At 74.5% G+C, this 11,109-nt stretch carries 10 protein-coding genes and 1 pseudogene; 3 read left to right on the top strand and 8 right to left on the bottom strand.

Annotated features, from left to right (window positions below):
- Positions 1–136 precede the first annotated feature (136 nt).
- Positions 137–652 carry a diadenosine tetraphosphate hydrolase gene (locus tag ACFWUZ_RS19645; protein WP_384374026.1) on the top strand — a complete coding sequence of 172 codons (516 nt, stop codon included), beginning with the start codon at positions 137–139 and terminating at the stop codon, positions 650–652.
- Here ACFWUZ_RS19645 and ACFWUZ_RS19650 read toward each other — a convergent pair.
- The 8 genes from ACFWUZ_RS19650 to ACFWUZ_RS19685 form a co-directional block, all read right to left on the bottom strand.
- Positions 649–1,257, bottom strand: coding sequence for an SGNH/GDSL hydrolase family protein (locus tag ACFWUZ_RS19650; protein WP_384374028.1), 609 nt, complete (start codon positions 1,255–1,257; stop codon positions 649–651). The two genes, ACFWUZ_RS19645 and ACFWUZ_RS19650, sit on opposite strands and share 4 nt — an antisense overlap.
- 507 nt (positions 1,258–1,764) lie before the next feature.
- On the bottom strand, positions 1,765–3,888 hold the full coding sequence (locus ACFWUZ_RS19655; protein ID WP_384374031.1) for a xanthine dehydrogenase family protein molybdopterin-binding subunit: 2,124 nt from the start codon (positions 3,886–3,888) through the stop codon (positions 1,765–1,767).
- 52 nt (positions 3,889–3,940) lie between these two features.
- Positions 3,941–4,933, bottom strand: coding sequence for an FAD binding domain-containing protein (locus ACFWUZ_RS19660; protein ID WP_384374034.1), 993 nt, complete (start codon positions 4,931–4,933; stop codon positions 3,941–3,943).
- Positions 4,930–5,481, bottom strand: coding sequence for a 2Fe-2S iron-sulfur cluster-binding protein (locus ACFWUZ_RS19665; RefSeq protein WP_384374037.1), 552 nt, complete (start codon positions 5,479–5,481; stop codon positions 4,930–4,932). Before ACFWUZ_RS19665 ends, ACFWUZ_RS19660 begins: the two co-directional genes overlap by 4 nt.
- Before the next feature lie 198 nt (positions 5,482–5,679).
- A complete protein-coding gene (locus ACFWUZ_RS19670; RefSeq protein ID WP_384374040.1) occupies positions 5,680–6,366 on the bottom strand; it encodes an adenosylcobinamide amidohydrolase in 687 nt (228 codons plus the stop codon).
- Between the two features lie 188 nt (positions 6,367–6,554).
- Entirely contained in the window at positions 6,555–6,980 is a 426-nt protein-coding gene (locus tag ACFWUZ_RS19675) for a YjbQ family protein (RefSeq protein WP_384374043.1), read from the bottom strand.
- 252 nt (positions 6,981–7,232) lie between these two features.
- Entirely contained in the window at positions 7,233–8,276 is a 1,044-nt protein-coding gene (locus ACFWUZ_RS19680) for a S66 peptidase family protein (RefSeq protein WP_384374046.1), read from the bottom strand.
- Positions 8,277–8,355: 79 nt separating this feature from the next.
- Entirely contained in the window at positions 8,356–8,961 is a 606-nt protein-coding gene (locus ACFWUZ_RS19685; protein WP_384374049.1) for a putative glycolipid-binding domain-containing protein, read from the bottom strand.
- 317 nt (positions 8,962–9,278) lie between these two features.
- On the opposite strand from ACFWUZ_RS19685, the pseudogene ACFWUZ_RS19690 reads away from it, so the two are divergent.
- Positions 9,279–10,052: pseudogene (locus ACFWUZ_RS19690) on the top strand (SDR family oxidoreductase); the annotation flags it as partial.
- A gap of 220 nt (positions 10,053–10,272) precedes the next feature.
- Positions 10,273–10,887, top strand: a complete 615-nt coding sequence (locus ACFWUZ_RS19695; RefSeq protein WP_384374052.1) for a hypothetical protein — start codon at positions 10,273–10,275, stop codon at positions 10,885–10,887.
- Positions 10,888–11,109: the final 222 nt, after the last annotated feature.

The following is an 11,109-nucleotide window of genomic DNA, read 5'->3' on the forward strand; positions in this document are numbered from 1 at the left end:
TCAGCAACGTGAAGGAGGATCACGGCCGGGCCCGGCCGGGTGACCCTCGCAGCGGAGGGCCCGCAGTCCGCCGGTGCACCCGAGGCCCTGAGCCGCCAACAGCGAGCCGGAGCGGCCGACGGGTAAGGTCACCACCATGACGGACGACTGGCGGACGAACCGGATCGGCACGGCCCTGAGGGGTGAGAACCCGACCGTGCTGCGGCGGTTGGCGTCGGGGTTCGCGGTGATCGGCGACGTCCAGTTCCTGCCCGGCTACGCAGTCCTCCTCGTGGACGAACCGGGCGTACAACGGCTGTCCGACCTGCCGAGGCCCCGGCGGCTGGCGTTCCTCTCCGACATGGACCGGGTCGGCGAAGCGGTCGAAAGGGCCTGTCGGCGACTCGACCCGGCCTTCCGCCGGGTCAACCTGGAGATCCTGGGGAACAAGGACCCCTTCCTGCACGCCCACGTCTGGCCGCGGTACGACTGGGAACCGGCCGACGCGGTGTCCGCTCCGGTGTGGCTCTACCCCCGCGACCGCTGGAGCGACGAGCGCTTCCGGCTCGGCCCGCACCACGACGAACTGCGCGAGGCGATCGGCGGCGAACTGGACCGGCTGCACGGCCCGGCCCCGGAGGAGCGTCGGCCACCCGGCGCCGACACCCCCTAGAGCGGGTCCAGCTCGCCCAGACCCAGCGTGCGCAGGGTGTGGTTCGCCATCTGCAGGTGGCCGGCCGCGTTGGGGTGGGCCGGGTCGTCGAGCCACGGGATCGGATCGGCCGTGCCGTGGTGGGCCAGCCAGTGGGCCTCGTGGTCGACGAGCAGCGCGCCGGTGTCCCGCGCGATCTCCCGTACGGCCTGGCAGTACGCGGGCAGGGACGAGCGCCGTTCCCGGCCGGAGAGGCCGACGAGGGCCGGCGTGTGCAGGACGACCTGCGTCCGCGGGTCCGTGCCGGAGACGATCCGGCGCATCGCGTCGTGGAAGCGGGGCAGGCCGTCCTCCCCGGCGAGGCAGTCGTTGGTGCCGAGCGACACGGACAGCACGTCCGGCCGGAACCGGCCGACGAGGTGCTCCTGGGCCCCGAGGACGTCGACGGCGCCCCATGCGGAGACACCGGTGTTGACCACGACGTCGGAGAGCCGCCGCAGCTGCCACCGGACCCGTTCGTGCAGGTGCTCGACCCAGCCGCGGGCGCCGTGGGTGTGCAGTACGGCCTGGGTGATGCTGTCCCCGGTCGCCACCCAGGTCATCGGCGTGTCCGTCAGTCGGATCATGGTGCGTTCCTTCCGCGTCCGGCCGCCGCGCCTCCCTGACGGCCGCGGTACCCCGTCCGGGCTCCGGGGGCCATGCTGCCCGCCGAAGATCATTCACACAATCCCGGCCGGGACCGGTGGGTGCGGGCCGGCGCCGCCCTCCCGTGACCGGAGGCGCGAACGGCCTGAACCCGGCGCGAACACGCGGACGGGGTGCCCGGGAGGGACGGATCAGTTCCCCCCGCCCGACCGGCTCCGTACCCCGTGGGTCAGCCCGGCGCGCGAACGGTGTGGGCGAGGACGAGCAGGGCGAGCGGCGTGCACGCCGCCATCCGGGGAGGAGCGGGACGGCGGTGTGCCTGCCCGCGGTGCCCATCAGCAGCGCGACGGCCGCGCCGAGGATGCCCTGCAAGCTGCCAGGACTGCCCTCCCCGGCGAACGGGTCGGCCGGTTCAGGCGTCCCCGGCGAACGGGTCGGCGACCGGCCGGTTCAGGCGTCCCCGGCGAACGGGTCGGCGACCGGCCGGTTCAGGCGTCCCCGGCCAGGGCCGCGAGCACCCGGTCGGGCGTGAGCGGCAGTTCCCTGATCCGGCGGCCCGTCGCGCGGGCGAACGCGTTGCCGATGGCGGCGGCCGCCCCCACCGTGCCGATCTCGCCGATCCCCTTGCTGCCCATCGGGTTCAGGTGCTTGTCGTCCTCGTCGATCCAGTGCGCCTCGATGTCCGGCACGTCCGCGTGCACCGGCACGTGGTACGAGGCCAGGTCCTTCGCGGTGAAGTCGCCGTACACCGGATCCAGCGGGCCGTGCTCGGTCAGCGCCATCCCGAGCCCCATCACCATGCCCCCGACCAGCTGCGAGCGGGCCGTCAGCGGGTTGAGGATCCGGCCGGCCGCGAACACGCCGAGCATGCGGCGTACCCGCACCTCCCCGGACACCGTGTCGACCTGCACCTCGGCGAACTGGGCGCCGAAGGCGTGCCGCGCGTAAGGCGGGCGCTGCTTGGCCGAGGGCGTGGTGTCGGCGGACGCGCACAGCCCGCCCTCGGGCACCTTCCCGCCGTGCCGCTCCAGTTTCAGCGCCAGCGCGGTGCACGCACCGTGCACCGCCCACCCCCAGGAAGCCGTACCGGCCGAGCCGCCCGCCAGCGACGCCCGGGGCAGGTCCGTGTGCCCGATGACGCACGTCACCCGGTCCGCGGACACGCCCAGCGCGTCCGCCGCCACGAGGGCCAGCACGGTCCGGGCCCCGGTCCCGATGTCGGTCGCGGCCGTCTCCACCCGGAAGGTCCCGTCCGGCAGGGCGTGCGCCATCGCCTCGGAAGGAGCCACCAGTACGGGATACGTGGAGGCGGCCACGCCCGAACCGATCAGCAGACCACCCCGGGCCACCGGCCCGCGCCCGCCCGGCCAGCCGAACCGCCGGGCTCCCTCGCGCAGGCAGGCCGGCAGGCTGCGGCTGCTGAAGGGGCGTCCGCTGTCCGGTTCCACCACAGGCTCGTTGCGCACCCGCAGCTCCACCGGGTCCACGCCCAGGGCGTCGGCCAGCTCGTCCATCGCCGACTCCAGCGCGTACATCCCCGGCGTCTCCCCGGGCGCACGCATCCAGGACGGGGTGGGCACGTCGAGCGGCACCGCCCGGTGCACGGTGAGCAGGTTCGGCGCCGCGTACATCACCCGCCCCGGGACGGCCGCCTGCTCGACGAACTCCCGGATCCGCGAGGTGTACGTGGTGACCTCGTGCGCCAGGGCGGTCAGGGTCCCGTCGTGCCGGGCACCGAGGCGCACCCGGTGCAGCGTCGGGGCGCGGTGTCCCACCACCGCCGCCAGCTGGCTCCGCGGCAGCGCCAGCTTCACCGGCCGGCCCGTGTGCCGGGCCGCCATGACCGCGAGCACGACGTGCGGCCGGGGCGTGCCCTTGGAGCCGAACCCGCCGCCCACGTGATCGGAGTCCACGGTGATCCGCTCCTCGGCCAGGCCGAACAGCGAAGCCAGCTCCGTGCGCACGGTCCCGGCCCCCTGGCTGGAGTCGTACACCGCCAGCCGCTCCCCGGCCGCGTCCCAGACGGCGGTCGCGGCATGCGGCTCCATCGGATGGTTGTGCAGCGGGGGCACCGTGTACGCGCAGTCGACCCGCACCGGAGCGTCCTCGTACGCGGAGAGGGCGTTCCCCTGCTCCCGGCGCCCGGGATGCCCGCCGTTGGCCTTCTCGGGCGTGTACGCGCCGGGGTGCTCCTCGTGCAGCAGGAGGTCGGGTGCGGTGCCCGAGGTGTCGTACTCCACGGACACGGCCCCGGCGGCGGCGCGGGCGGCCTCCGGGCTGTCGGCCACGGTCAGGGCCACGTACCAGCCCCGGTGGGGCACCCGGGCGTCCTGGAGGACCCGCAGGTTCGGGTCCTCGGTCGGCCCGAGCCGGGGCGCGTCGAACACGGTGAGCACGGCGACCACCCCGGGCAGGGCCACGGCCGCGGCGGTGTCCACGGAGACCACCCGGCCGACGGTCACGGTGGCCGGCACCGGCCAGGCGTACAGGCAGCCGTCCGGGGTGTACTCGGCCGCGTAGCGGGCGGCGCCGGTGACCTTCAGCGCGCCCTCCCGTCGCACGGCGGGCGAGCCGAGTGCGGGGACGGGCGGCGCAGCGGGGGAGGTGTCCATGGGATCGCTCGCTCTCTCACCGGGTTCGGGGGCGGGCCGGGTGTCCGCCGGGTCAGACCGTCCGGGGCGCGGCCAGACGCCCCAGTACGTCACCGGCGAGGTTGCGGGCCAGCACGACCTTGAAGGCGTTGTCGCGCAACGGACGGGCCGCCGCCAGCTCCGCCTCCACGGCCGCCCGGACCGCCTCCGGGGTCGGCTGCGCGCCCAGCAGCCGGTCCTCCGCGACGCGGGCGCGCCAGGGGCGGTGCGCCAGCCCGCCGAAGGCCAGCGCCACCCGTGACACCCGGCCGTCCGCGGTCTCCAGCAGCGCCGCGACCGACACCAGCGCGAAGGCGTACGAGGCCCGGTCCCTGGCCTTGCGGTAGCGGGAGGGCACGCCGAACGCGCCGGGCGGCAGCAGGACCCCCGTGACGAGTTCGCCGTGCCGGAGCGTGGTGTCTCGCTCCGGGTTCTCGCCGGGCAGCCGCAGGAACCCGTCGAGCGGCACGGTCCGGGTGCCGTCGGCGCCGGTGACCTCGACCTCCGCGTCCAGTGCGGCCAGGGCCACCGCGAGGTCGGAGGGGTGGGTGGCGACGCACTGCGGGGAGTGGCCGAGCACCGCGTGGTCGCGGCTGACCCCGTCGAGCGCCCCGCAGCCGCTGCCCGGCTCGCGCTTGTTGCAGGGCTTGGACACGTCCTGGAAGTAGCCGCAGCGGGTGCGCTGGAGCAGGTTCCCGCCGGTCGTCGCCGCGTTGCGCAGCTGCGCGGACGCCCCGGACAGCAGGGCCTGGGCCAGGACGCGGCAGCGGCCTCCGGCCAGCGGGTGCGCGGCGAGGTCGGCGGCCCGTACCCCGGCGCCGATGCGCACCCCGCCGTCCGGGGTGGCCTCGACCTCCGTGGACAGCAGGCCGCCCAGGTCCACCAGGGTGTCCGGCCGCTCCACGCCGAGTTTCATGAGGTCGACGAGGTTGGTGCCGCCGGCGAGGTACGCGGAGCCGGGCCGGCCCCCGTGGGCCCTCGCGGCGTCGGCGAGGCTCGTGGCGCGGACGTAGCCGAACGGCTTCACGCGATCACGTCCCGCACGGCGTCGACGATCCGCGGGTAGGCGCCGCACCGGCACAGGTTGCCGCTCATCCGCTCCGCGATCTCGGCCCGGGTCAGTTCCACCGCCGCCGGGGCGGCCGTCCCGTACCCGGTGTCGGCCTCGGCCGTCACCAGCGAGGGCGCCCCGGCGGCCGCTTCGGCGAGCATGCCGACGGCCGAACAGAGCTGGCCGGGCGTGCAGTAGCCGCACTGGAAGGCGTCCCGCGCCGTGAAGGCCTCCTGGAGCGGGTGCAGCCGGCCGTCGGCCGACGCGAGACCCTCGACGGTGGTGACCCGCGCGCCGTCCAGGGCGACGGCGAGCAGCAGGCAGCTGTTGAGCCGCCGCCCGTCGACGAGGACGGTGCAGGCCCCGCACTGGCCGTGGTCGCAGCCCTTCTTCGTCCCCGTCAGGTCCAGCCGCTCGCGCAGTGCGTCGAGCAGTGTGGTCCGGTGGTCCAGGTCGAGGGTGTGCCGTACGCCGTTGACGTGCAGCGTCACCTGTGAGCGGGTGCCGTCGTGCCGGCCGTCCATGGGGAAACCCCTGCCTCTCGTCACGGCCCCCGGTGTCCGGCGCGGCATCCGCGGGGCGGCCGGGTCCTGCGTCCCTTGGCGTGTAACCGCTCGGGGGCCCGCTCACACCTCATCGCCCGCCAGGTCCCACGGCTGCCAGCTCTGTGGACGGCGCCGGGCCCGTGGCCGCGCGGCGCGTCCGGCGGACGGGACGTCCGCTCAGGGCCCGGGCGTGGGGGTGGCCCGGCGTACGGCCCCGTGGACGGCCCGGGCGAGACGGGCTCCCCACAGGGAGCGCGGCCCGGCGAAGGCGTGGACCTCGTCGCCGGGCGCCGGCGTCCGAGCGGCGACGCACACGGCGTCCGTCGGGGTGCCGGAGCAGTCGTAGCCGAGGTCGAGCAGCGCCTGGACCTTGGCTTCGGTGGCGGTGGCCACCGCGTTCACGAGCGCGGCGTCGGTCAGCGCGACCGGGAGCGCGGCGATGATGTTGATGGTGCCCGGCCCCGCCGGCACGGCCGTCCCCTCGGCGGGAGACGCGGCCCAGCCCCGCACCGCGATGCCGGAGGTGGCGAGGACGTCCACGCCGCCGCTCCGCGCACGGCCCGGGCGGGAGACCTGCGCGGCCGTCATCAGCCCGACACCCGCGCCGTCCGCCCCCGCGCTCCGGGCCAGGTCGGCGAGGTGCCGGTCCGGGTCGGTGCGCCGGTAGCCGTGTGCGACCTGGGCGTTGAGGACCCAGGCGCGTTCCCCGATGCCTCCGCCGAGGACGGCGCTGCTGATCATCCGCCACCCTTCACCCGCCCGCCACAGCACGGAGTGCAGCTCCTCGCCGTCCTCGAAACGGGTGAGCCGCCGGGGTGACAGCAGACCGGTGGCGGTACGGGCGGGCGGAACGACGGCGGTCACCGGGCGGAGCTCCTCGCGGATCGGGTCCGGCCGATCGTATGCGCGCCCTGCTGCTGAGCGCCCGGCGGGTCCCCGGGGACGGCGTACGGCGGGCCCGCCGGGCCAGGCGGTGGCGGGCAGCGCGCGCTCCGCCGGCCCGGGCCCGAAGCGGGGGCCCGGCAGGGCAGGGTCCGCAGGAGAGGGCCGGTCTACTGCCCCAGGAAGGTCAGTCGCACCTGGCGGTGGGGATTGTCCCTGTTGGTGTCCACGAGGGTGACGGACTGCCAGGTCCCCAGCTGGAGGGCCCCGCCGATGACGGGAAGGGTGGCGTGCGGCGGCACGATCGCGGGCAGGACGTGGTCCCGGCCGTGCCCGGGGGAACCGTGCCGGTGCCTCCAGCGGTCGTCGGCCGGGAGGAGGGAGCGCAAGGCCTCCAGGAGGTCCTCGTCGCTGCCCGCCCCCGTCTCGATGACGGCGAGCCCGGCCGTCGCGTGCGGGGTGAACACGTTGAGGAGCCCGTCCCGCCCCGGGGCCGCCTCGCGGAGGAAGGAGGCGCAGACCTCGGTCAGGTCGAAGACGGTCTCCCGGTCCCCGGTTGCCACGTCGACGGTGCGCGAAAGGAAGGTGTCAGCCATGGCGCCATCCTCACGTGCCCGGGCCGCCCGGACACGGAGCCGCGTCCGGTGTCGTGTCCGGAGCCGGGCCGGGGCGGGCGCCCGCGCAGGTCCCGGTTCCCCTTCGGCGCCCCGCTCCCCTTCGCGTTCCCGTTCCCGTTCCCGTTCCCGCCGGCGGGTCCGCCCAGGGAACCGGCCGCCCGGGGGACCGCTCGAGGACGTGCCGGTCCCACGACGACCCGCCGGGCAGTTCCACCGCAGCAGGAGGCCCTCTCAGTAGGTGACGACGATCCGGCGGGCCGGCCCGTCCACCCGGATCCGTCCCCCGACCGGAATCACGAGCTGCGGGTCGGTGTGGCCGAGGTCCACGTCGAACACCACCATGGTCTCGGGCGCGTACTCCCGCAGGGCCCGCAGGACGGCTTCCCGCTGCTGCCCGCGGAAGCGCGCCCTTTCCTCCGGGCCGAACCGGTTCTCGAACGACCAGCCCTTCGCCCTGCCCATCAGCAGCGCGGGGAACTGCCGCAGCAGCCCGCGCTCACCCATGTTCCGGAGGATCCGGTACACCTCTTCGGCGCGCGGCATCTCCTCGGAGGTCTCCAGGAAGAGCACGTTGCCGGCGTAGGAGTCGACCGGAAGCACCAGCCGGTCGGCCATGAGCAGCCAGGAGATGATCTCCAGGTTGCCGCCCCAGCCGATGCCTTCGACCACCCGGTCGCCGTTGTGCCAGGACCACCCGCCGGCGGGGACCGACTCGGGCTCGGACGTGAAGGTGGCCGGGTCTTCCCAGGGCCGGTCCACTTCCCCGAAGGCGTCGGCCGGAGTCAGCTCGTACTCACCCGAAGTGAACAGCGCCGCGCGGAGGGAGTCCGCGGTCGACGGGTGCACCGCCCCGGGCCGCCCGAGCCCGACCATCACCGAGCCGCCGTGGTAACCGACGATGCCCAGGTTCCGCAGGAACAGCAGCAGGTTGGTGTTGTCGCTGTAGCCGAAGAACGGCTTGGGGTGGGCGCGCAGGAGATCGTGGTCCAGGTGGCGGAGGACGGTGAGCTGGTCGTCGCCGCCGATGCTGGCGATCACGGCCTTGATGTCGGGGTCCGCGAAGGCGGCGTGGATGTCGGCGGCCCGCTCCTCGGGAGTCGACCCCATCTTCCGGGTCGTCGGGTACTCCACCGCCTTCAGCCCGAAATCGTCCTGCAGCCTGCGCAGCCCCAACTCGTAGGGAAGGGGGAAGAGCCCCGGCAGCCCGGAAGCGGGGGACAGCACCGCGACCCGGTCGCCCGGGCGGGGCTTGGCAGGGTAGAGAGGAATCGTCATCCGCTGATCCTATGAATCGGCGACTTCGCCGCCGAACGAATACTTGCAGCTGCTCACCCCCGGGTGGCCGCCCCGGTCCTCAGGCGGTGAAGCGCCGGCGGGCCAGTTCCGGGTAGTCGACGACCAGGCCGTCCGCGTCGAACTCGACGTCGGCGGCGAAGCCCTCGGAGGAGTAGCGGACCCGCGCACCACCGGAGTCGGTGAGGCCGAGGTGGGTGTACGTCTGCCGGGACGGACGCACCGCCAGGCCGGGCACGGAGACCCAGGCCATCAGGAACTCGCGCTCGCCCGGGCCGCGGTGCAGGGCGTGCCGCCGTACGGGCATGGTGTTGGTGAGCGGGCACAGACCGAGGTCGCAGTCGAGAGCGCCCTCCAGATCCGGCCGCAGCTGTCCGCCGACGGTCCACCGGCCGTCCGCCGAGCGTCGCAGATCGAGCTCCCGGACCCGGCCGCTGTCCTCGGCGTTCTCGGCGGCGTCCTCGACGCGCACCGTCAGGCGCCGGGTGGCGAAGTCCCCGCCGGTCTCCAGGACGTACGAGAGCCAGTACGGCCCCGGCTCCGTGCCGACGGCGCGTCCGCGCGCCCGGAGGCCGGCCGTCGGAGGGCTGTCGCCGATCTCGACCCATGTGGTCTCCAGGCCGCCGCTCGCCATCACTTCCCAGGTCAGTACGTGTTGCTCGCTCACCCGGCCCAACTTACCGGTGGGAACGGCAGGGTGCCGGAGTTGCCCTGCGGGCGATGTCGGTCCCCGTCCGGAGCTCGCTCCTGAGCCGGGTCTCCGCCAGCAGAGCCTCGACGGATCGAGCCTGGGCCTGGTGGACGCGGCGCTGACCGGAGCCGTAGTGGCCGTCACGGCGGGCGCGGGCCCGGTGTGGGCCCTGGAGCGCGAGGGCTCCCTCGCCCGGAGTCATGACGGACGGGACGGGACGCGGCCGCTGGCCGGGAAGGTCGCCCTGGGCCGGAGGCACCCGGGGCGGGGGCACCCGGGGCGGGGGGCGGGGCATCGCCGTCGAGCTCGGCGCCGCCGGCGCGACGGTGTACGTCGCCGGCCGGAGGAGCCGCGCGGGCCGCTCCGAGCTGGACCGCCCGGAAACCATCGAGGAGACGGCCGAGCGGGTCACCGGGGCCGGCGGTCATGGGGTGCCTGTCCGTACGGACCACCGCCGGCCGCAGGAGGTGCGTGCCCTGCCCGACCGCCTCGCTGCCGAGCAGGACGGGCAGCTGGACGTCCTCGTGAACTCCATGTGGGGCGCAGACGCGCTGACCGACTGGGAACACCCCCTGTGGGAGCAGGGACCTGGAGACCGGGCTCCGGCTGCTGCGCCAGGCGGTGGAGACCCGCGTGATCACCAGCCGGTACGCGCTTCCCCTGATGGTGGCCCGCCGGAGCGGCGTCGTCGTGGAGGTGACCGACGGCAACACCGCCCGCTACCGCGACTCCTTCTTCTACGACCTCGCGAAGTCCGCCGTGATCCGCCCGGCCGTGGCCCGGGCAGCGGAACTGCAGCCGCACGGGGCGCCGCCGTGGCTCTCACCCCCGGATTCCTGCGTTCCGAAGCCCCGCTGGAGCACTTCGGCCTCACCGAGGCCACCTGGTGCGACGGCGTGCCCCAGGACCCCGACTTCGCCCACTCCGAGACCCCCGCCTACCTCGGCCGCGCCGTCGCCGCCCTGGCCGCGGACCCTGATGTCCTGGCCAAGGCCGGCCGGGCCCTGGCCACTTGGGGTCTGTACGAGGAGTACGGCTTCACCGACGCGGACGGCACGCAGCCCGACTTCGCCGCGCACCGGGCCGATGCCCTGGAGGACGAGTACGGGCCCCTGGGAGACCCGCTGCAAGAGGTCGTCCCACCTGTGAGTCGGCGGTGCCGGATGCCTCGCCCCCGGAGCCATCTGCGCCACATCCATAGCCTCGCGACGAGGGCCCGGCCGACCGCGGCCATGAGAAGTGGTCGATGCTGTCCTGGACACATCCCGACGAGCACCTTGGGCAGCCATGACCGACTACCTGCAGGCCGTATTCGACATGCTCGGCCCAGCGGAGAACCGTTACGACGATCCTGATGCCTGGCTGAGTCTGGAGCAGGAGATCGGCAGAGGACTTCCCGCGGACTACAAGGCGATCGTCGACGCGTACGCTCCCGTCCAGCTCAACGGGCACCTCTACCTCTCGTCCCACCCAGCCTGCGCGTGGCGGAACCTGGGCGAGGAGATCCGGTCCGAGGCGGAAGCCCGGAACGAGTGGCGGGCCTGGGAGGCCGACGACCTGGAACCCGACGCGGATCCGCGCGTGATCTGCAACCGCCCGCAGATCACCTTCGGCACCCCGGACGGACTGATCCCTCTTGCCGGCACGGACCAGGGAGCGGCCGTCTTCCTGGCCCCGGAGGTCCACGGGTTCTCCGACGGGATAGTGGTCCAGGGCTCGGAGGGCGACTGGGCCGGCCACCCCATGGACTTCGCCGAGTGGCTGTACCGCTACCTGATCGGCGAAGAGATGGCCGGCTGGGACAGCGCGGCCCGCTACCCCGGACCCGTCCGCCTGGAGTACCTGCCCACAGGACCGGACCAGCGGACCCGCGAGGTGTACGGCCCAGAACGCGGTATGTGAGTTCCCTGCCACCCGAGACGTCCTCTGACTCCGTGGTGGGGCCCTCGGGCCGTGCGGACCGCTCGCCCCCGGCTTGTGGCGGAGTCCCGACGCCGGGGGATGGCACGTGACGTGACAGCGCCGCGCAGTGGAGCACTGCGCGGCGCTGTCAGGTGGGGGGTGTGATCACCCCGGGGTGTTGGGGGTGTTGGGCGTGTTCGGCGTGTTGGGGGTGTTGTTACC

The organism is Streptomyces sp. NPDC058646 (assembly GCF_042716875.1).
GTDB lineage: Bacteria > Actinomycetota > Actinomycetes > Streptomycetales > Streptomycetaceae > Streptomyces.